Here is an 18,969-nt window from a genome sequence, read left to right as displayed (position 1 = left end):
GATAAAGTATATAAAATTGAGATATACTTCTCCACGGCTGCACGTCCTCTGGATATGCCAGATTACTCGAAATGGAATCTCAAGAAAGTTATTTTTTCAACGCACTGTTTTCTTGCCCGCTTCAGGTATGCCTGTGCGAACAACCGAACTGGTTTTTCCTCTTACCAGAGACGCGAATACCCCGATGATGCAGAATATCGTAAACAGGATAAACGCATAATGCAGGCTCGAAACGAACTGGGAGTGATATTCGGGTGTGATCTCCACAGGACCGATTACAACCGCAAAGATCATCATCGCGATACCCATCGAGAGCATCTGGCCGAGGAGCCGCATAGTCCCGTTCATCCCGGATGCGACACCGTAGAACCTCTTATCAACCGAACTCATAATTGCATTCGTGTTCGGGGAAGAGAAGAGCCCGAACCCTGCACCGAGTAGTAGAAGGATGAGAACCAGGTGCCAGAGAGGTGTCGTTTCTGTAAGGAAAATGAGGAAGAAGAGCCCGACTGCTGTAAGAGCCATTCCTGCCGATGCAACGATCCGCGGCTCAATCCTGTCAGAGAGCCGGCCGGCAATCGGGGAAACCATGGCCTGGACGACCGGCTGCGCTATCAGGATAAAACCTGCGTGCTCAGGCGTGAAGCCTTTTGTGTACTGCAGGTCCAGGCTTAAGAGAAAAGTCACTGCAAAAGTTGCACTGTAATTGATAAGCGCGGCAAGGTTCGAAAGGGCAAAGATCCTGTTTTTTGTCAGGAGCCTGATGTCAAGAACAGGGGAAGGTATTCTCATTTCGTACAGAGCAAAGCCGATTACCCCGAGAATTCCCGCAGCTATGAAGGCAGCTCCTTTAAAGTCCGGAAGAGTTGAGAACCCATACATGACAGCAACTACCGCTGCCCCGTAGATAACGGACCCTGTAAGGTCGAACTTCTCTCCCCTGCACTCGGCCCATTCCCCTTTGAGCTTCCAGAGGATGAGGATAACCGCCATGATGCCTATAGGGACGTTTACGAAGAAAATACTCCTCCAGCCCAGATATTGCGTCATTAAACCTCCAAGGAAAGGTCCAAGGGAGAGCCCGAGGTAAACTGCAGTGATATATATCCCGAGAGCCTTACCACGTTCACCCGGGGGGAAAACGGAGGTAACGATGGCAACTCCTGTCCCGAAGATCATAGCACTTCCAAGCCCCTGGACAATCCGGATTCCGATCAGTATTTCTGTCGAGGGGACCATGGTCATTGCCAGGGACGCAAGGCTGAAGATAGAAATGCCATAGAGGAAAACCTTTTTCCGTCCGTAAATATCTGCGATTTTTCCGAACGGGACAAGAAACACGGCTGAAGATAGAAGGTATGCGGTCGCAACCCAGGAGAGGGCAATCGCGTTCATATGAAATTCTGCCCCAATTGTAGGCAGGGCAATATTTACTGCCGAACCGTCAAAAGGAGTGATAAATCCGGCAAGTATCGCAATAGTGAGTACAATTCGTTTTTCCGCGGTATTATCAGGAGAAGCATCAGTGCGGAAGATTTCCGGAACTTCACCAGGTACTCCGGATTTTTTCATTTCTTTTACCATGTATATCACTGATCAGAAGGATATTAGTCTTCTATTCGAGAGGCCGGAGATCCCGGCAGATTATGTATGTTTCAGGGAGTGGCTTTAAGTGATAATACATTTCCCGGGTATTCTTCGTTTTCAAGACTGACTGATTAAGAAACTGTATTACCTGCTTGTTATTAAATATTATACCATTTAGCCGGTTTTTATGAGCTCATGATATCGGACTCTTCAACCGGCTTGTCTGGTGGCCCTGCATAAAAAGCAGAATGAAATGGAAGGAAGAAAAAAAGTAGTCAAAGAGCTGATCCCAAAACTCAAAAATCACTTATTTGAACTCAATTTTGAAATAATTATTAGAGCTGCTGATCAGAAAATTGGTTCTGATACTTATGAGTTTGGGAATAAAAGTTGGTTTTGGGATAGGCTCAATATCAATCAAAACATTATGTGATAATTATGTGATTAAACTGATTGAAGATAATTCGGGTGGAAATAAATGGAACAGTTTTTAATAACCCCTGCCGCAGGGAAAAGATTAATAGCAAAAGCTTTAGCAAAACATCCAGCAGTAAATGAAGCTCTTGCATCTGGAACCATTGTTATAATTGCTGGAACTACAAATGGTTACGTGGCTGAAGAAATATTGTCTTTTATAGGTCAAGCAGAAAATTTTTCAAGAAAAAGATTCTTCAGGGGTATTGTACTGCCTCCTGGCGGCCCTGTAACCAGTTCAGGGCGTATTAAAGATGAAACGGGTTTTCCAGGAGATGTAGTAATTAAAGATGGTATCTGGAAGCAGGGGGAAACCATTTTTAACGTAGTGGATGATTTGAAGGAAGGAGACGTGATTTTAAAGGGTGTTAATGCGTTGAACCTTCCAAAAGGACAGGCAGGCATTTACATTGGAGATTCTCACAGTGGAACTATTGGTGCATCTATTCAGGCAGTTGTAGGCCGACGTGTCAGACTGATACTTCCTGCAGGACTTGAAAAACGCGTTTATGACGATTTAAATGAGTTAGCACGGAAATTAAATGCTCCAGGTTCGCATGGGCCCCGTTTATTACCTGTAGCTGGTGAAATTGTCACTGAAATCGAAGCGATTTCACTTCTGACTGGTGCAAGTGCAAAACAGGTTGCAGGTGGTGGAGTAAGTGGAGCTGAGGGCGCTATCTGGCTTGCAATAGATGGAAATGATGAACAGATTAAATCTACAAAGGAATTGCTAAACTCTGTTATTAGAGAGCCTAATTTTGAGTTTTAACTTGAAACAAACTCATTGATCATCGTTTAGGGGTAATACCAGCGTTACTTAAACCAGACGCAAAGAACTCATGGAATTGAGGCTTTAACAATTCGAGTTCTCCATGTTTTGTATATAGGGTACGAGGAATGTAACCGTTTCTACTGGCTTTACGTGAATCAGTACGCTCATAACGGTGCGCTCCAGCTTGGAGGAGGGCTTCCTCCTCCATTACGAGGTTTAAAAACCAGGTAATTAGCTGGCGAATTCCAGCTTTCTGATCGACAAGATAATCTTTTATGAGTGAGAATAAATTTACCATTGACTCTGCATCCTGTTTTTTTGTGGTGAAAGGAAAAGGATACAGAGTCATTCATATTTTACAGAACTTTCGCTACACTGTCACTAAAAAAGCAACCGAATCCTCAGCAATAGTTTATATGAATATAGAAATACAAAAAATAACTGATTTAAATGCAAAAAGCTAAAGCATAACATTAAGCCTGGAGTGGTGAGATTAAGTTTATAAGAGATTAACTGATTAAGGATTCGACTGGACTTATACAGATATTTTAGAGGTTATGGACATAAAATGAATGAAATCATTACCTGGATACTAATTGCACTTTGCCTGACACAGTCTGCGATTTTTTCAGGGCTGACGATCGGTATTTTCGGTCTTGGAAGGCTGAGGCTTGAGATTGAAGCCGAAGCAGATAATAAAAATGCAATAAAAATCCTGCAGGTCCGGCGTGACTCCAATTTTTTGCTTACGACTATGCTCTGGGGGAACGTAGGCATAAATGTACTTATTGCTCTGCTCACAGATTCCGTAATGGCAGGAACCTCAGCTTTTCTCTTCTCGACCTTTGGTATTACCTGTTTTGGAGAGATTGCGCCCCAGGCTTATTTTTCCCGGAATGCGCTTGAGCTTGGGGCAAAGCTGACTCCTCTTGTCCGCTTTTACCAGATGCTGCTCTATCCGGTTGCAAAACCGACAGCGCTTATCCTTGACTGGTGGTTAGGCAGGGAAAAACTTGATTTGTTCAGGGAGCAGGCAATGAGGATTATGCTCGAAAAACATATCGAGTCAGGAAAGACCGATATAGGCACTTTTGAAGGGATAGGAGCCCTGAACTTTCTTTCCATAGATGATGTTAACATTTCTGACGAAGGCTCTATAATAGACCAGAGAAGCATTATCTCTCTTCCTGTGGAAAATAACCGCCCTGTTTTTCCTTCATTCAACAGAGAACCTTCTGACCCCTTCCTGCAGAAAATAGAAGCATCCGGAAAAAAATGGGTGATCATCGCCAACCTGGCAGATGAGCCTGTAATGGTGCTGGATGCGGACGGCTTCCTGAGGGATGCAGTATATAAAAAAGGGCCTTTTATTCCGCTTTCTTACTGCCATTTCCCTGTAGTGGTAAAGTCTCCGAAAACCAGGCTTGAGAAAGTAATCCGGCAGTTCAAGGTATATCCGCAGTACCCGGAAGATGATGTAATTGACCAGGACCTTATTCTTTACTGGGGCGAGGAAAAGCGTATCGTAACAGGGTCGGATATTCTGGGCCGGCTGCTCCGCGGAATTGTGGTCGAATGCGATGTGGGCTCAGGATGTGAGTTACCTCCTGAAAGGCAGCCGGGATTTGTCAGAAGGGCAACTTTCAGGAAAGATAAAAGAAAAGAAAACCTGGAACAAAGAAAGAAGTAAAGAGCAAAAAATCATAGAACAAAGAAGGAAGGAACAGAAAATCATAGAACAAAAAGAAGTAATGATTAAAAAGAAGTAAAGAGCAAAAAGAAGCAAAGTTCACTTCTTAGTTACTCTTTATATGCAGGGGAGGTCAAAACCCCAATTTCCTGAAGAGGCGAACCTACTGCAAAGTGGTAGAGATCCTGGTACTCAAGCCCTTTAAGCCCCAGGGTTTCGTGCAAAGGGTCATCGAAAAAACACCCTATCCCGCAGCCCCTGAAACCGCGGGCCTCTGCTTCAAGGTAAAGGAGCTGCCCCAGGATTCCACATTCCCAGAAAAGGTAAGGGTACATCCATGAGCCGGATGTTTTCAGAGGCTCTTCGAACTCCGAAAGCATGCAGGCAGTAAAACAGGCATCTTCTGCCTTTCTCTGCGCACATGAAAGCTGGGCTGCAAAATGATGCAGTTCCTCTTCCACAAGCAGGTAAAATTCAAGATCATAAGGACAGATTTCAGGTCTTTCCCACAGAAAATCCGACCTGAAGGCGGTTTTAAATTTCTCCTTTTCTCCGGGTTTCCGCAGAAATATATAAAGACCTTCACGAAGTCCCTTCACCCTGTTTACAAAAAGGAGCAGGTGTGCAAAGGGTCCGAAAGCAAGCGTATCGAAAACCGGGTTTTTATCGGGAAGGGTTCTTCGCAGTATGCCGTAGAAACTGTCTTTGTCCATGTAAGCACTGTTATTCATTTCCAGAGCACTTCTTCTCCTGTGAATCACGCTGCGCAGAGGGACCGTGTCCAGGCCTGAAGGGATTCCGCAGCCAGAAATTGTCCCGGATAAACCTGAATCTCGCCTTTCAGGCTTCAACTCCGGCTTTTTTTCATCGGCATGGGGAGTTCCTTTCTTCCTGGTTACTGAAGCAGCTTTTTCAATATCAGCCCATTCTACATGCGCAGGACTCAAGCGATTAGGGATACCATTCCAGGAAAGATTTTCAAAATCAGAAAGTACAGATGAAGAGACCTTACTCGATGGACATTCCTTTCCTGCAGGATAAACTGCAAGCAGACAGGCAGGCTCCTCTTTTTCAGGGCCTCGCTTTCCGGAAACGCCCAGAAGTTTTGCTATGTCCTCCGAACCCGTATCCACAAGAAGGCTTGTTCTCCAGCCAAGCCCGGATGCCGCAAAAGTAAGGGCAGCAATAGCATGTCCGAGATCATGGTTTGCATACCTGAAAGCCCGGATGCCGTATTTCCAGGCAACCCGCCAATAAATTGAAGTAAGCCCTATGAAAAATGTGCCTTCCGGAAAGCCGGAACTCAGCTTTTCCCAGGTCTCCCGGGAAAATTCAGTTCTTAACTCAAGCGCATGCGGCAAAGGAGCGTAATGGCAGACAGCCGGTTTTTCCAGAAGCTTCGAAACCGGCCCGGAAATAAGGTAAACCTCTGTTGGGTGAAGGTTTCCGCTTGAAGGATTAATGCGGAGAGCCCATCTTGTGCTTTCTGCTTTTTTCCATACTGAAAGAGCAAAGCTGTCAAAAAAAAGCTGAGAAATGCTGTTCCGGTTCAGCCCCGAGGGTTCCAGTTTCTCCAGAGAAAATGCCTGTTCATATGTAGGAAAAAGTTCGGACTTTATATCTTCTCCACTCCAGGTGTCGAGCTTTAAAACCGGAGCTCCTTTGTAGTTAAGAAAAGGGTCTGGCTTGATTGACATTTCAAGGAGTTGAGGACCGGGAGCATAGGCTTTAAAGCCATGCTTGCTAGCCTGATGATAAGACAGTATAGCTTCAAGTTCTGCATTCATAACAGGGCACCAGCTTTGCTACCGAATAATTTTCAATCCGTAGATTTGGCTTCTAATTGTTTGAGTTCTATTTTCAGAGGTATTATGCTTTTTTCAGAGCTTTAAGGACGGCTTTTCCAAAGGCTTCCGCACTTTTTGGGTCTCGCCCTGTCACTACCCTGCCCGAAACTACAACTTCCCTGTCCTGGTAGACAGCCCCATGCTCCTTAAGTTCGTGTACAGTATCCGGGCTCTTAAAAACCGTACTTTCCTTCCCCTTCAGGACCCCTGTTCTTGCCAGAATCACAGGCGAGATGCAGATCGCAGAAACTACCTTTTTAAGGGAATCAGCTTCCTTTACGAGTTCATGCAGGTACTGATTGTCCCAGAGGTACTTTCTTGAGCCTGGCCCTCCGGAAATTACGATTGCATCATAATCATCAATTCTGGCTTCTGAGATCTTGATATCAGGCTTAATCGTACCTCCCAGTGCTCCTTTTGCAGTTTCAGTAAACTCGGCTGCGACCGTAACCTTTGCCCCTGCAGCTTCAAATATCTGCTTTGGAACAAAGCATTCTTCATCCCTGAACTGCTCCTGAGCAATAACAAGCAAAATCTTTTTTCCTTTGGGTTCTGGTTCTGTCATCTGGCTACCTTCCTGTATATTTAAAATGCGAGATTTCTGTCTATCTTCATTGAAAAACAATAAAGTCTGAAGAAAGATGGATTACTGAGAGACAGGAGTTCTGTTTCGTATTGTATCCTGCAATGTATCTGAAAAGACCGAAATCGAAAGCTGATGAGAGTTTATATTGGTTTATTTACCTGAGAGCTTAAATAGACATACAATCTTACTCAGAAATTACATTAAAGGACATTGCAGTAACCCTACCCGAGTAAGAAGATATTCTTAAAGATATAAATGGATGTCTTTTCGGAAGTATAAACACATTTTACAAAAAAACAAACATGAAATTCTTCAAATAACAGGCACAAAGAAATGAAAGTGCTTTTCAAATCACAGTACTTTTATGCCAAATTAAATATTCAAACCCTGAACAAAAGCCAGAGCTCAGTGGAATTTACATGGCAAATTATATTATATTCAATATATATCGAGTATTGTGGATATATATCATATATTATACATCCCTTTACTCATATACCTGATACCAGAAGATATATCCCGGCTGAAATCCCTGCTCCCATAAAGGTCGCAACAAAGTTTACCCCACTGTTTGAGAGCAGACCCCTTTTCTGAAGAGTAGCCCCGAGAAAGCTGTCCACATTTGTTCCGATAAAGCCTCCTGCAGTTGTAATAAGGACTGAAAGCAGAAGGTTGTCAGATATCCCTAGAACATAACCGAGCACGCCTATGACTGCAGAACCAAAAATTGCGGCAAGTTCCCCCAGCGAGGAAACAGCCCCATCAGCTCCGGGTTCCGAAAGCTTGAGAGTTGTGATCATTCTGGGTCTTCCTTTTGCCGTGGTCCCGATTTCACTTGCCAGAGTATCGCCTGTAGCGGTTGCAACAGTTCCCATGTAGGCATAAATAATCGGAAGGCTATGTTCCTGGAAAACACCATATGCTACTGCCAGGACAAGGGCTGCGGTACTGTTCGAGAATACGTTTTCATAGCTCCTGATTCCGTCTTTTGCCTGAGCAATCCCGATTGATTCCTTGTATGCGTACTTGTACCTGGTAAACCCGCCTCCCAGAATGAAAAAAGTAAGCAGGAGCAAAAACCACGGAAGTCCGCTGAAAACAATTATCAGGACTCCAAGAAGGGCAGCACTGAGGAGGGCAGAAACGTCGGCAATTTTCGCCCTGTACGCCAGCGCACCGAGGAAAAGGGAGAAGGCAAGGGCTACAAGCATTTTCTCAGGAGGGACCCAGTACCTGAACTCCTCAAAAATCCACATCGTCATCCCTGCTCCCAGAGTCACAGGGATATTACTGTCTATCTTTGAAGGAATGGACTCAAAAAGAGAACCCGTAACTGCTCCAATAACAGCTATGAAAAAAACAAAGTTATACGAGATCGGAAGTCCCTGCCAGTAGACAATCCAGCTTGCTGCAAGAAACGCCGCAGTAATCCTGAGTGCAAGAAAAATCGAACTCCATAGCAGTGAAAAACCTCTTTTCTTCATCCTGCTCTTTCTGGAATCTAAATCCGCCGTAAAGCCTCTTTCCGAAAAAAAAGAGCTGTGGTTTCCTACTGCTGCAACTGCAAAGGCGGCAAGGACTATATAAAATGGGAATGTGTACGGAAGGTCTTTAGAAACTGCAGAAACAAGCAGCATCAGTGTAAGGGAAAAAGAAAGGCTGACCGCATCTCTGCTGCAGGAAAGAAACTTTCCAGAAAACCTCAGTCCCAGAAAAAGGACAAGAGAAAGAAGGAGGAGGAGATCTACCCCTGCAAAAGGAGCTATCAGAATAAGCAGGAGATATAAGATGTGCATCACAGGAATTCCGTGATAGGAACTCCCATTTTCTAGGAGGGGGGTAGCTCTGTTCATTCTAAGCCATCTTTTGTTTTTTATTCTTCCTGAGAAGCTACATAAAATAGGTTTTTCTTTATAAAAAGATAGTTGTTTTTCCTTCAAACAATTATTTAAAATGAAATATGATTTAAAAATATTTATGTATCTTATTACTTACGCTCGGAAAGGTTTTCACGCCGGCTCTGGAAGATATTCAAAGATCAAAGTAACTTTTTTGTAAGAAACTTTACTCCACAGACACCTGCTACTAATTTTGTATCTCAGAAAGACAGACATCTGCTACTAATTTTATATCTAAGAAAGTATCTTTCCCCTGCAATCCGGGAGACAGTCTTTTTTAGAATTGTGATTGAGTGGGTTTAGGTCTTCTTTTGCTATAAGAATCATTTTATTTAAGGATAAGTGTAATTAGCAAAACAGACAGATAATTATTGCAGTTAACAAATCCAGTTAACAAATCCAGTAACTGGTTGAGATCTTATTTTATGCTTGCTGTGAGGGGAAAATTATGAAAAATTATGACCTGATTGTGATAGGCACGGGTTCCGGAATGAACTATGTGAACTCAATTATCGATTCGAATCCGGAGCTCAAAATAGCTGTTATAGATAAGGATGAACCCGGGGGGATCTGCCTGACAAAAGGGTGTATCCCTTCAAAGCTTCTGCTCTACCCTGCAGAGCTTGTCAGGGAACTTGAGACAGCTCCGCTTTTCGGTATTAAGCTCGAGATAAAAGATATTGACTTCCGCATGATCATGGAAAGGATGCGCAGAAGGATAGGGGAAGACATCGATATGATCAGGGAAGGGCTAACTGAGAGTACTTACCTTGACTATTATCCCGAAGCTGCCGAATTTATATCCCCGTATACCCTCAGGGTTGGTGAAGAAACCCTTCACTCTGAGATGATCTTCCTGTGTACGGGCTCAAGGCCTGCAATCCCGCCTGTTAAAGGGCTTGAAGAAACCGGCTACCTTACAAGCGACACTGTACTTGGACTCAATGAATGCCCGAAAAGTCTTGCCATTCTCGGGGGAAGTTACATAGGAGCCGAGTACGGGCACTTCTTTTCAGCCATGGGGGCAGAAGTCACGGTTATAGGAAGAAATTCGCATTTTCTTCCCCAGGAAGAGCCAGAAATCTCCGAACTTGCCAGGATAAAGATGTCGGAATATATGCGGATCCTTACAAACCACGAAGCCATAGAGGTCAGAAAAGAAAGTAACAGGCAGAAAACCGTTGTTGCAAAGGAAAGAAACTCAGGAGAGGAGACAAAAGTTACTGTAGACGAAATCCTGGTGGCAACAGGCAGAGTCCCGAATACTGATATCCTCCAACCCGAAAGGGCAGGAATCAAGACAGATCCCCACGGCTGGATTTTAGTTAACGAGTATCTTGAAACCTCCCAGCCAAATATCTGGGCTTTCGGGGACGCAAACGGAAAATATCTGCTCAAGCATGTAGGAAACTATGAGTCCGGAATAGTTTACCTCAATGCAATCATGAAAGAAAAAGTAAAGGCAGATTACCATGCCGTACCGCACGCAGTTTTCTCCTACCCTGAAATTGCAGGCGTAGGGATGTCAGAACAGGAAGCTATTAAGGAGTACGGGGAAGACAGGGTCGTGATAGGCTTTAAACTCTTTGAAGATACGGCAAAGGGAGCTGCTATGGAAGCCAGGGATTATTTCGTAAAAGTGATTCTGGACGGGCAGGAAGAAAAAATTCTGGGCGCCCATATTATAGGACCCCATGCTTCGGTCCTGATCCACCAGATTATTCCTCTCATGTACACGGCATCGGGAAGTGCAGAGCCAATTATCCGCAGTATGGACATCCATCCGTCCCTAAGTGAAGTCGTCACAAGAGCCTTTTATTCCCGGCTGTCTCCTGAGCACTACCACCATATTATGAAACATCTCGGGCTTGAGGACTGAAAAGCTCAGTTTAAAGGTTGAAAAAACCGCTGAAAAGACGAATTAAATACTGAAAGCTTTGCTCAAGCGAACTAAATTACGATTTCTTTGACCCATACAACCTTATTCGCCGTACTGGGTCGTTCCTGTCACGCTCGACGCAGGAGAGCGGCTTTCAGACAAAAAAGAAGTGAAAATAAGAACCAGAAAGTGAAAACTCCTGAGAACACTGTAAGAAACTAACAGGTAGAAATGACCGGGGAAGCCTATAAGAGATCAACAAAAAATCAAAAAACCAGCACGGGAAATCAACAAAAAAACCTGTAAGTATACCAAACGGAGCAGAATTAAATTCTATCTGAAAAATACTTTTTTGCATATCGTTTTTTAATCTCTTTTTCTTCTGTCTTCTTGCTTCTTTTTTGCAGGGCCGCCAGACGAGCTGGCGGAGGTATCCGATGAAGATTGGACTAAAAACGGTTTTCGGGATCGATATAATTTCCTTTCTTATCCGGGGGCAGGCCGGTTGCAGTCTTACGCGGCTATTTTTTAAGCAGGTCAAAAACCCACCTGCTGACGCCTGGGGCAACGTTTCCGCAGCGCCTGTAATATTCGACCTCGAACCCTATTTTTCCGTACTCTTCAATTAATCCAGGGATCTGAGAATCCTTTTTGAAAGTGTAAAAATGGATGTTCCCTCCTTTTCTTACAAGTCCTGAAACCTCACAAAGAAAATGATCCCTGCCGTAAGGAGTTGGCACAATTGCTCTGTCAAACCCATTTTCCGAAACCCGGAATCCTTTAATTTTCCCGGATTCGGAGTCGGCAATTACAGAAGGAAAAACTGCACTTTCGGTTTCAACTGCACTTTCGGTTTCAACTGCATTTCCGGTTTCGATCTCAACCACGTTTCCGGTTTCGATCTCAACCACGTTTCCGGGCTTGATATCAGGGTTTAAAGAGCCGGGATTACGAAGAATAGACTCAGCGTCTCCCTGGATTACGGTCACCTGCCTTTCAAGTCGGTTCAACCGGACATTTTCTTTCAGGCAGGCACAGGCGTCAGGATTTATTTCGATTGCAAAGACAACTGCCCCTTTTCTTGCAGAAGGGAGCACAAAGGGGCCCACACCTGCAAAAGGGATCAGAACAGATTCTCCAGGAAGAACTTTTGAGGCCACACGTGCCCTTTCCCAGAAAAGCCTGGGATTGAAAAAAACCTTTCTTACATCCATTCTGTATGTGCAGCCGTTTTCCCTGTGAAGGGTTTCTGCAGATTCTCCGGAGATAAGTTCAAATTGGGCTACCCTGTGTTCCCCTTCAAGCTTGCTGACCTTGTTGAGTATAGCCCGGGTATTGCCCCTCATCGAAAGAATCTTTGAAACAATAGAGTCCCTGTAAGCCTCAAGTTCCTTTGGGATAGAAATTACTGCAATATCCCCTACATAATCAAAGCGCTTTGGGACTAAGGGAAGCAGGGGTTCTTCAACTATTCCTTTCATTGTATCTCGCAGGGTCACTCTATCTCGAAAACTCATCTCAGGACACCTCTGTCTGGTAAAATTGCAGACCTTTCATCATTTCAGGTTCTTTATCAGGACACTTAATAGGAAACTTAATTATTCAGACACTTATTCAGGACTTATTCAGACACTTATTCAGGCACTTATTCAGGACTTATTCAGACACTTATTCAGGCACTTATGCAGGCATTTCATCTTTGTATATTTTATTATTTGACTTTCACTCTCTGCCTTTCAGTACGCTTCAGTTTCTATTTTTTCTGTTGAGCCAGTACAAATCATACAGAGTAACAGAAGGATTGAAATTGCGAAAGCTACAAAAAGAAACAAAGCCTGAGAAAAGAAAAAAGCGAAATAGAGATAAAAGCTGATCCTGAACACACGCAGGAAAATTTGATATGAAAATATTTATAGAAACTCCCAAATACAGTTTTTCGAAATACCGAAAAACAGAAAAAGGCTATGAAAGAGCTTTTATTTCTCCCCTGCCTACTATCTTTAATTATGGTTTCGTAGAGGGTACAACGAGTCCGGACGGCATGGAAGAAGATGTGGTTGTGCTCGGTCCCCGCCTGCCCAGAGGAAGCACCCTTGAAAGGGAGAGCTTTGATGGGATTGTAAGGTTCCTTGACAATTCTATCCGGGATGATAAGAGATTGGTATATATCAGTGGCTTTTGTTCTCCTGTCCTGCTTTCTTATTATTTCAGGCTTTATGCCCTTTTCAAAGTATTTCTCTATGCTTTTCATGAAGGAAAAATCACAAAATGCCGGTTTGAAGGAATCGAACTCGAGAGATTAAACTGAAACTCCAACTCCTTTTTTTATATCAGGTTCCTCTTCAAGAAAAACTATCCGTGCAGTCGGAGCATTTGCTTTTACGGACTGGATTCCCCTCACGCAACCTTCCTTGCTTTTGTAGCCCTGGCTTACAGCGATAATCTGCCCGTTTCTTGCTCTCAATCTGAAACGGTATTCTCCGGATTCATCCGGATAAACTTCAAATTTAGCCATTCTATTCCCCTCAGTTGATCCTCCTCTAAATCCGGAGGTTCAAACTTTAAACGATCTGTCGTCAGTCACCAAATGCTCTTTTAGAACGTGTTTTAGATTTAGAATATCTCAAATATTAAGCACTGAAACTTAAGATTTAACGATTAAGGATATTTTCTGAGTGGGTTTGAGAACCCTTTAAGAGATTTGATTCAATTAACTAATTAATAATCTATCTAAATGTATAGGAAACTAAAATTAGAACTACAATTTAGGCTTCATCAAATTTACTTATCTATTAGCAGAGTGAAATTAGCAGAGAGAAGTTAGCAGAGAGAAGTTAGCAGAGAGAAGTTAGCAGAGTGAAAACTTTTAATGAAGAATAAAATTCTTTGAAGAATCCTTTAACAACTGATTTACTGAAAGGACAACTTTTAGAAAACTACTAATAATTTAAAGAAGCTTATAAAAAAGGTGCTTTAATATGCCTTTTCATGTGATGCTAATCCCTACCCTGGGTTGCCCTGCGAATTGTAGTTATTGCTGGAGTTCCGAGGAAAAATCCCCGATAATGAGTATCGAAACCATTAAAGAAGTGGTTGAATGGCTTAAGGGCTTCAGGGGGGATTCGGTTACTTTTACCTTCCATGGTGGAGAGCCTCTCCTGGCAGGAGCGGACTTTTATCGGGAAGCCTTACCCTTGCTGGCTGAAGGCTTGAGTTCCAGGAGAGTTGCTTTTGCCATACAGACAAACCTCTGGAAGCTTACCCCGGAAATAGCCGAGATTCTTGCCAAATACAATATTCCAATCGGTTCCAGTCTGGATGGTCCCCAGGAGCTTAACGACCTGCAGAGGGGAAAAGGGTACTATGAAAAGACCATGAGAGGCTATGAGATTGCCAGAGCTCACGGGCTGCTGGTGAGATTCATCACTACTTTTACCTCCCATTCCGTAAAGTTCAGGGAGGATATTTTCAATTTTTACCTGGAAAAAGGTTTAACACTTAAATTGCACGCCTGCCTGCCGTCTTTGAAGGATGACAACCCCGAGAAATGGGCACTTGATCCTGAAGAGTATGGGGAACTCTTAATTTACCTTCTGGACAAATATCTGGAAAACGTGGGCAGGATTGAGGTCATGAACATTGACCACCTGTGCAAGTGTGTGTTCACAGGCAGAGGCACTGTCTGCACCTTCGTGGATTGCATGGGAGATACCTTTGCAGTGGGCCCTGATGGAGCAATCTACCCCTGCTACCGTTTCGTAGGCATGCCCGAGTATGTCATGGGCAATGTATATGACCACCCAACCATGGCAGACCTCGCCCAGTCCGATGCCTGGAAGCTCATGCACCAATATAAGGAGTACGTAGACACGGAATGCGGCAAATGCGCCCATATCAAGTACTGCAGAGGCGGATGCCCTTACAATGCTATAGTACCCACGGACGGGGAAATAAAAGGTGTCGACCCGCACTGCGTTGCCTATAAGATGATATTCGATGAAATAACCAAACGAGTCAACGAGGAAATGTTCGGGTCCGCTGGCGGCATGGATATGTTTATGCCCCAGACAATGAAACCTTCAAAGCCGGGCATAATGTCTCTCATGCTTAAGAAGATCTGATTAAGAGGGCCAGATGAGTTGAGTTTGACCAAACTCACTCTTAATTTCACTTTTTATTAATCCGGGTCAAAAGAGCTTTTTTGTTTAAGTCACCCGAAACTTCAGGGCTATTGTCAGCATTTATATATCATTTTCACGGGCGCGTTTTCACGAACGACAGTTTCATGACTCCAAAATAAAACAATTCAACTGGAAGTTTCAGCCGGAATTTCAGCCTCATGGACTAAATCTCATTTTGTCAGTTCCCCTTTTGTATACCTTTTTTAATGTATCTCTGTTGTTTATTGAAATAGTTTATATATACCCACTTTCTAAACTAAATATATGGAAGAAGGTAAGATAAAGAACACGATAACAAGGAGTTTCGAACTTCAGGACTACAGGATAGAAGGAGCAGAACTCTCTGGTTTCTGGGCAGATCTGCTCAGCAAAGAAGAACTGACGGTTGAAGTAAATTACAGGCCTGAAAACAAAAAAACCTTTAGTCCCGGAGAAACAGAAACTCTTATTCATAAAATCTGCAGAAAATGCGATAGTTTTGAGGCTCAGCTTCCCGAAAATACAAAATGTGAGGTCACATTCAAAGACTTCGGAGAAAAAGTTTACAAAACTGATCAGTTGGATTTTGAACCGGTATCCAGGGAAATGGACGAAGTTAAGGTTGCTTACCGCTTCTATGTAGCTTATTATGTTTAGTCAGTTTGACAAATAATCAAGTTTGATTTTAATTTAATCCGGGTTATATGACGAATATTTACTTGAGTTCGAAAAATAGGCTCTATCAACCGGTGAAAATATTACCCGGTGAAAATATTACCTGGAAAAAAACAATCAAAAACAGGGAAGGGAGCATAAAAAATGTCTCAACCAGGGAAAACCCCCGGTATTGCTGCAGTACTGTCATTCTTCATCCCGGGCCTCGGGCAGATTTATAACGGGCAGATCATGAAAGGGATTATCTTTTTCATTCTTGCCTCTATTGGGATTGTCTTTATCATTCTTGCATTTCTTTTCGGCTTCCGAGCAATAGTTTTAATCGGTTACATCCTCTATCCGCTGTTCTGGATCTACAATCTGTATGATGCCTACAATACTGCCAGGGAAATTACTGAAAGGTATGGCGGATATTATAAAATAAGCTTTCAGGAAGAAGATTTTCTTCCATTTTTTAGAAATTAACAAATAGAACTCCCACCAACTTATTAATGGTGACCGGGAATGAACATCGAACCCACACTGAACATGATAATCATTTTTTTGCTGATTTCATTTGTTGCCCTACTGTTTGTATTTATTTATACAAAGAAAGTCACAAAAAAAATGCGTGAAGAAAGAGAGAAAGCCGAAGCTGAAAGAATTGCCCGGCAAATTGCTGAGAAAAAAAGACTTAAAGAGCTGATGGAGGAAAAAGAAGAATAATAACCGATTTCCTGAGAGATGGAGTAAAAAGAGAAAAGCCCTTTATTATGTGAAAGGGCATCCATGCAAACAACTAAAATTAATTCCTTATTCTTTTCTAATTCCTTATTCTTTTCTTCTGGTGTCCAGAATGAACATTAAGCCCATTATTGCTGCAACTGGCAGGGCAATTGAGGGAAATTCAGGAATCTGGGCACTGCCTCCGACCCATGTGCTGCCTACAAGAGCTTCTTTTTTTTCACCAAATGAAATATGGACAACAACGCTGTTTTGATTGTTGTTTAAGGGAAGAGTGCCTTCTAACTCTTTATTTAAATTGATTGTAATTGGACCCCTAGTTTTTGAGCTTTTACCAGGGTCTCTGATAATTTGTGTATTGAAACGTCCGAATTCACTTTCCTGATAATTACCGGAACTAGCAGACCAACGATTAGCAGGTTTACTGCTATCGACTACACTTGTAACTCTGTATCCGGTAGGAAGCTGAATTCCAATCTCTTTAATGTCCACGTTTGAGATACCATCAAGAGAAGTACTTACATCTTTAACAGTTATAGTGCTTCCACTGTAAGATACTTCAATCCGAATCTTTCCATCATATGTATGATCATTTACCTCAGTTAAATAAAAAGATGCTGCACTCGCAGAACTCACCGTAATCAGTAAAAACACCAGTACTCCAATAACATATACTGTTTTCATTTGTTTTAACCCCTTTACAGAAACTACGAAAATGTTTTTAATATAATTATACCTAGATAAGCTTATTTAGTTAAATATACTTTAAACAGTGTAATTGTAAAAGAATAATTAATCCTCAGCTAAAGACATTGAGTATTAAATTAAATCCTGAAAATATATTGATTTTTCATTTACAAAAACGCATATATTTTTTTAAAAAAATTGGAGAGTAACTGTATTTGGCTTTTGGTTCTGAAACTTCATTCGGTACTTATGGTCACATGCTCAATACGATGCTCGTTTTTTTACTTGCTTCATTTATAGTACTGATGGCTATGTTTGCCTATACAAAATATGGCGCAAAAAAGTCACAAGAAACGAAATTAGGAACTGAAACCGAAAGAGAGCTCATAAAAGCAGAAAAGGAAAGAGAAGAAGCAAGAAAGACAGAGGAAACAGGATATTCGGAAAGAGACGAAAGAGACGAAAATGAAAATGATGACTCTGACGCTGACGGAGAATGAAGCGTCAGGATTGAGTGAATCCCCAAAAACGAAAAAAAAGAAAAGGTTAATTTTTAAGGGGGGTTCGCGCCTTAAAGATTAGTCGCTTATTCCTGTTTTCTGCGACCGAAAATGAACATTATTCCCATTATTGCAGCGACAGGCAGAGCGACTGTGGGGAACTCTGGAATTAATGTATTGCCTCTAACCTTACCACTACATCCTATTTCTCCAGCTACTCCAGCTTTTTGAAATCCAACATGTACAGCTACGACATAGCCATCATTTGAATTTGCTATAAGGTCGTCTAGAGTAAGGCCATCGGCCAGTTTTATGGTAACAGGACCTGGTGATTTAATATCTTGTTCTTTAGTGATCTGGGTGTCAAAGGCTCCAAAATTACCTATACTACCATGGTTATTAGCAGGATCGTTCCACACGTTGTTAGGTGAGATGACACTAACTTTATCAGGTGTGGTTTTGATCCAGATATTCTTAAGATCTACGTTTGAAATAGTGTAACCATCATAGACTTTATTTTGAGGTTCTATAACCTGGAACGTCAAAGTGTTGTCTGTGGGATTATAATCTACCCGAACTTTTATAGATATACCATAATTATAATCATCAGTTGTCTCAGTTAATAAGAATGTTTCTGCACTTGCGGTGCCAACCATAAGTAGAAAGAGTGCAAGAACTCCAATAATATATTTTAACTTCACCCATCAAACCTCCTTTAGAGAAATTAAGTGAATGTTTTTCTATCGATCAATGATTAGATAAACTTATTTAGTTAAATATACTTAAAACAGTATAGGGCATAAAAACCTAAGCAATCAGTATCAATAGACCTTCTGGTCAAAATTAAATTATAGAAATTTTTGATATTCATTTAATATAAGGAGTTACATATAATTATAAAAAAAGTAAAGATAGAAGCAAACTGTTCATCTTGGTTATAAATTTCCATCAAATTTATGAGAATTTGAGATTCAAGCAGAGCAAACCTCAAAAAAAATAATACTAAGTAAATATAAAAATGAAAAGACTAATATAGAGGGATATTTTAAGGCAAGACAATATAATGAAAAGAACTATTAAAAAATGAAAAACTGAAGAAAAATTTCATTTCCGAAGGCTTTTCTCACCTTCACACCGTTTTTACCTCTTTTTCCAGGCTCTTTCTCAGTTCCCTGAGCTGGATTACACGCTCGAAGTCCAGCCTGCCAGTAGCTTCCCTATTCTCCACATCCATTTCAAAGATATATCTGGGATATGGTTTTCCGAAGAAGACTTTATGTTGTTTTCAGGCCCGCATCTTTTTGTCATGAGATTTAGGAGGATACATGCTCTTGCCACAGGTACTCTGATTCTATAATCCGTCATATCAGGATATGAAGCATTCTTTTCCGATTCACATTTAGATATTCGTAACATGTCAATAAATAATAACATAAAATGTTAAATGGATTCAAAATAATAACATTGTAATTTATGAGGTTTCGAGGT

The 18,969-nt window shown here is 42.0% G+C and carries 18 protein-coding genes and 1 pseudogene; 10 read left to right on the top strand and 9 right to left on the bottom strand.

Going from position 1 to position 18,969, the window contains the following annotated elements; all coding sequences use genetic code 11:
• Positions 1–96: 96 nt before the first annotated feature.
• The gene (locus tag EO98_RS06555) at positions 97–1,584 is read right to left on the bottom strand and encodes an MFS transporter (RefSeq protein WP_048139256.1); all 1,488 of its coding nucleotides are present in this window, start codon (positions 1,582–1,584) and stop codon (positions 97–99) included.
• Positions 1,585–1,840: 256 nt separating this feature from the next.
• Here EO98_RS06555 and EO98_RS06550 point away from each other — a divergent pair, with 256 nt between their 5' ends.
• Together EO98_RS06550 and EO98_RS06545 are read left to right on the top strand one after the other, a co-directional pair.
• The gene (locus EO98_RS06550; protein ID WP_048139257.1) at positions 1,841–2,020 is read left to right on the top strand and encodes a hypothetical protein; all 180 of its coding nucleotides are present in this window, start codon (positions 1,841–1,843) and stop codon (positions 2,018–2,020) included.
• A gap of 45 nt (positions 2,021–2,065) precedes the next feature.
• Positions 2,066–2,833: a hypothetical protein gene (locus EO98_RS06545; RefSeq protein WP_048139258.1), complete on the top strand. Its 768-nt coding sequence runs from the start codon at positions 2,066–2,068 to the stop codon at positions 2,831–2,833.
• A gap of 64 nt (positions 2,834–2,897) precedes the next feature.
• Here the strand turns inward: EO98_RS06545 and EO98_RS06540 are convergent.
• A pseudogene (locus EO98_RS06540) lies at positions 2,898–3,185 on the bottom strand (transposase); the annotation flags it as partial.
• A gap of 219 nt (positions 3,186–3,404) precedes the next feature.
• Here EO98_RS06540 and EO98_RS06535 point away from each other — a divergent pair.
• Positions 3,405–4,526: a DUF21 domain-containing protein gene (locus tag EO98_RS06535; RefSeq protein ID WP_048139262.1), complete on the top strand. Its 1,122-nt coding sequence runs from the start codon at positions 3,405–3,407 to the stop codon at positions 4,524–4,526.
• Positions 4,527–4,636: 110 nt separating this feature from the next.
• Here EO98_RS06535 and EO98_RS06530 read toward each other — a convergent pair whose 3' ends face one another.
• From EO98_RS06530 to EO98_RS06520, 3 genes are all read right to left on the bottom strand, one after another.
• Entirely contained in the window at positions 4,637–6,313 is a 1,677-nt protein-coding gene (locus EO98_RS06530; protein ID WP_048139263.1) for a nitroreductase family protein, read from the bottom strand.
• Between the two features lie 82 nt (positions 6,314–6,395).
• The gene (locus EO98_RS06525; protein ID WP_048139264.1) at positions 6,396–6,938 is read right to left on the bottom strand and encodes a DJ-1/PfpI family protein; all 543 of its coding nucleotides are present in this window, start codon (positions 6,936–6,938) and stop codon (positions 6,396–6,398) included.
• 512 nt (positions 6,939–7,450) lie between these two features.
• The gene (locus tag EO98_RS06520) at positions 7,451–8,812 is read right to left on the bottom strand and encodes a TIGR00297 family protein (RefSeq protein ID WP_048139265.1); all 1,362 of its coding nucleotides are present in this window, start codon (positions 8,810–8,812) and stop codon (positions 7,451–7,453) included.
• A gap of 493 nt (positions 8,813–9,305) precedes the next feature.
• On the opposite strand from EO98_RS06520, the gene EO98_RS06515 reads away from it, so the two are divergent.
• Complete coding sequence (locus EO98_RS06515) at positions 9,306–10,736, top strand: dihydrolipoyl dehydrogenase (RefSeq protein ID WP_048139267.1); 1,431 nt, start codon at positions 9,306–9,308, stop codon at positions 10,734–10,736.
• Between the two features lie 521 nt (positions 10,737–11,257).
• Here the strand turns inward: EO98_RS06515 and EO98_RS06510 are convergent.
• Positions 11,258–12,253: a class I SAM-dependent methyltransferase family protein gene (locus EO98_RS06510; protein WP_048139269.1), complete on the bottom strand. Its 996-nt coding sequence runs from the start codon at positions 12,251–12,253 to the stop codon at positions 11,258–11,260.
• A 383-nt stretch (positions 12,254–12,636) separates the two neighbouring features.
• Between EO98_RS06510 and EO98_RS06505 the strand changes: the two genes are divergently transcribed.
• Positions 12,637–13,044, top strand: a complete 408-nt coding sequence (locus EO98_RS06505) for an inorganic diphosphatase (protein WP_048135112.1) — start codon at positions 12,637–12,639, stop codon at positions 13,042–13,044.
• On the opposite strand, the gene EO98_RS06500 is transcribed toward EO98_RS06505, so the two are convergent.
• A complete protein-coding gene (locus EO98_RS06500; protein ID WP_048135114.1) occupies positions 13,036–13,251 on the bottom strand; it encodes a YegP family protein in 216 nt (71 codons plus the stop codon). The two genes, EO98_RS06505 and EO98_RS06500, sit on opposite strands and share 9 nt — an antisense overlap.
• A 463-nt stretch (positions 13,252–13,714) precedes the next feature.
• Between EO98_RS06500 and EO98_RS06495 the strand changes: the two genes are divergently transcribed.
• From EO98_RS06495 to EO98_RS18855, 4 genes are all read left to right on the top strand, one after another.
• Entirely contained in the window at positions 13,715–14,857 is a 1,143-nt protein-coding gene (locus EO98_RS06495; RefSeq protein WP_048139270.1) for a TIGR04083 family peptide-modifying radical SAM enzyme, read from the top strand.
• 324 nt (positions 14,858–15,181) lie between these two features.
• Positions 15,182–15,553 carry a hypothetical protein gene (locus EO98_RS06490; protein WP_048139275.1) on the top strand — a complete coding sequence of 124 codons (372 nt, stop codon included), beginning with the start codon at positions 15,182–15,184 and terminating at the stop codon, positions 15,551–15,553.
• A gap of 162 nt (positions 15,554–15,715) precedes the next feature.
• Positions 15,716–16,036, top strand: a complete 321-nt coding sequence (locus tag EO98_RS06485) for a hypothetical protein (protein WP_048139279.1) — start codon at positions 15,716–15,718, stop codon at positions 16,034–16,036.
• A 78-nt stretch (positions 16,037–16,114) separates the two neighbouring features.
• On the top strand, positions 16,115–16,276 hold the full coding sequence (locus tag EO98_RS18855) for a hypothetical protein (protein WP_156165870.1): 162 nt from the start codon (positions 16,115–16,117) through the stop codon (positions 16,274–16,276).
• 105 nt (positions 16,277–16,381) lie between these two features.
• Here the strand turns inward: EO98_RS18855 and EO98_RS06475 are convergent, their stop codons facing one another.
• A complete protein-coding gene (locus tag EO98_RS06475) occupies positions 16,382–16,978 on the bottom strand; it encodes a PEF-CTERM sorting domain-containing protein (RefSeq protein ID WP_048139283.1) in 597 nt (198 codons plus the stop codon).
• Positions 16,979–17,196: 218 nt separating this feature from the next.
• Here EO98_RS06475 and EO98_RS06470 point away from each other — a divergent pair, with 218 nt between their 5' ends.
• The gene (locus tag EO98_RS06470) at positions 17,197–17,481 is read left to right on the top strand and encodes a hypothetical protein (protein WP_048139287.1); all 285 of its coding nucleotides are present in this window, start codon (positions 17,197–17,199) and stop codon (positions 17,479–17,481) included.
• Positions 17,482–17,567: 86 nt separating this feature from the next.
• Here the strand turns inward: EO98_RS06470 and EO98_RS17440 are convergent, their stop codons facing one another.
• A complete protein-coding gene (locus tag EO98_RS17440; protein WP_082098506.1) occupies positions 17,568–18,137 on the bottom strand; it encodes a PEF-CTERM sorting domain-containing protein in 570 nt (189 codons plus the stop codon).
• Positions 18,138–18,969 lie beyond the last annotated feature (832 nt).

This window comes from Methanosarcina sp. 2.H.T.1A.6, assembly GCF_000979455.1.
Classification (GTDB): Archaea; Halobacteriota; Methanosarcinia; order Methanosarcinales; family Methanosarcinaceae; genus Methanosarcina.
The sequence above is the reverse complement of the archived record's forward strand: the minus strand, read 5'-3'. Positions and strand labels throughout refer to the sequence as shown.

Excerpts from the sequence above, each read along its gene's own strand:
- EO98_RS06530 (WP_048139263.1), bottom strand. The coding sequence starts at position 6,313 with ATGAATGCAGAACTTGAAGCTATACTGTCTTATCATCAGGCTAGCAAG.
- EO98_RS06475 (WP_048139283.1), bottom strand. The coding sequence starts at position 16,978 with ATGAAAACAGTATATGTTATTGGAGTACTGGTGTTTTTACTGATTACG.
- EO98_RS06545 (WP_048139258.1), top strand. The coding sequence starts at position 2,066 with ATGGAACAGTTTTTAATAACCCCTGCCGCAGGGAAAAGATTAATAGCA.
- EO98_RS06555 (WP_048139256.1), bottom strand. The coding sequence starts at position 1,584 with ATGGTAAAAGAAATGAAAAAATCCGGAGTACCTGGTGAAGTTCCGGAA.
- EO98_RS06550 (WP_048139257.1), top strand. The coding sequence starts at position 1,841 with ATGGAAGGAAGAAAAAAAGTAGTCAAAGAGCTGATCCCAAAACTCAAA.
- EO98_RS17440 (WP_082098506.1), bottom strand. The coding sequence starts at position 18,137 with ATGGTTGGCACCGCAAGTGCAGAAACATTCTTATTAACTGAGACAACT.
- EO98_RS06525 (WP_048139264.1), bottom strand. The coding sequence starts at position 6,938 with ATGACAGAACCAGAACCCAAAGGAAAAAAGATTTTGCTTGTTATTGCT.
- EO98_RS06490 (WP_048139275.1), top strand. The coding sequence starts at position 15,182 with ATGGAAGAAGGTAAGATAAAGAACACGATAACAAGGAGTTTCGAACTT.
- EO98_RS06505 (WP_048135112.1), top strand. The coding sequence starts at position 12,637 with ATGAAAATATTTATAGAAACTCCCAAATACAGTTTTTCGAAATACCGA.
- EO98_RS06535 (WP_048139262.1), top strand. The coding sequence starts at position 3,405 with ATGAATGAAATCATTACCTGGATACTAATTGCACTTTGCCTGACACAG.
- EO98_RS06495 (WP_048139270.1), top strand. The coding sequence starts at position 13,715 with ATGCCTTTTCATGTGATGCTAATCCCTACCCTGGGTTGCCCTGCGAAT.
- EO98_RS06485 (WP_048139279.1), top strand. The coding sequence starts at position 15,716 with ATGTCTCAACCAGGGAAAACCCCCGGTATTGCTGCAGTACTGTCATTC.
- EO98_RS06515 (WP_048139267.1), top strand. The coding sequence starts at position 9,306 with ATGAAAAATTATGACCTGATTGTGATAGGCACGGGTTCCGGAATGAAC.
- EO98_RS06500 (WP_048135114.1), bottom strand. The coding sequence starts at position 13,251 with ATGGCTAAATTTGAAGTTTATCCGGATGAATCCGGAGAATACCGTTTC.
- EO98_RS06520 (WP_048139265.1), bottom strand. The coding sequence starts at position 8,812 with ATGAACAGAGCTACCCCCCTCCTAGAAAATGGGAGTTCCTATCACGGA.
- EO98_RS06510 (WP_048139269.1), bottom strand. The coding sequence starts at position 12,253 with ATGAGTTTTCGAGATAGAGTGACCCTGCGAGATACAATGAAAGGAATA.